The organism is Streptomyces spiralis, from assembly GCF_014654675.1.
GTDB lineage: Bacteria > Actinomycetota > Actinomycetes > Streptomycetales > Streptomycetaceae > Streptomyces > Streptomyces spiralis.
Genome location: NZ_BNBC01000147.1, coordinates 1 through 943 on the forward strand (window position 1 = coordinate 1; position 943 = coordinate 943).

1 protein-coding gene is annotated in these 943 nt (G+C 66.2%); it reads left to right on the plus strand.

Annotated features, from left to right (window positions below):
• The coding region (locus IE318_RS44410; protein WP_189908494.1) for an AAA family ATPase at positions 1 to 943 on the plus strand (943 nt) is incomplete at both ends.

Here is a 943-nt window from a genome sequence, read left to right on the forward strand (position 1 = left end):
TGACGGCCAGTGAGAGGGACCGGCTGCTGCGGCTGGAGGAGGAGATGCACGAGCGGATCGTCGGCCAGGACGAGGCGGTCACCGCCGTCTCCCAGGCAGTACGCCGCAACCGCGCCGGCATGGGCGACCCCAACCGGCCCGTGGGCTCCTTCCTCTTCCTGGGCCCCACCGGAGTGGGCAAGACCGAACTGGCCAAGACCCTCGCCGAACTCCTCTTCGGCGAGGAACACCGCATGATCCGCTTCGACATGAGCGAGTTCCAGGAAAAGCACACCGTCGCCCGCCTGGTCGGCGCCCCACCCGGATACATCGGCTACGAAGAAGCCGGACAGCTCACCGAAAAAGTCCGCCGCCAGCCCTACAGCGTCATCCTCTTCGACGAGGTCGAAAAGGCCCACCCCGACGTCTTCAACACCCTGCTGCAGATCCTCGACGACGGACGCCTCACCGACGCCCAGGGACGCACCGTCGACTTCCGCCACTGCGTCATCATCATGACCTCCAACATCGGCGCCCAGCGCATCATCGACCACAAGGGCGACGTCAGCGAACTCAAGGACGAACTCATGGAACTGCTGCGCACACGGTTCCTGCCCGAGTTCCTCAACCGCATCGACGACATCATCCTCTTCCACAGCCTCACCCAGGACGACCTCACCCACATCGTCGACCACCTGCTGGACCAGAGCGAACACCGCGTCCACGCCCAGGGCATGAAACTGGACGTCACCGAGGCAGCCAAGAAACTCCTCGTCGCCCACGGCCACCAGCCCGAGTTCGGCGCCCGCCCCCTGCGCCGCACCATCCAGACCGAACTCGACAACCGCATCGCCACACTCCTGCTCGCCGGCGACGCCGAACCCGGCGACACCATCGTCGCCGACGTCATCAAGGACACCCTCCACTGCACCGTCCACCACCCCGCCCCGAGCGACGAGACGGC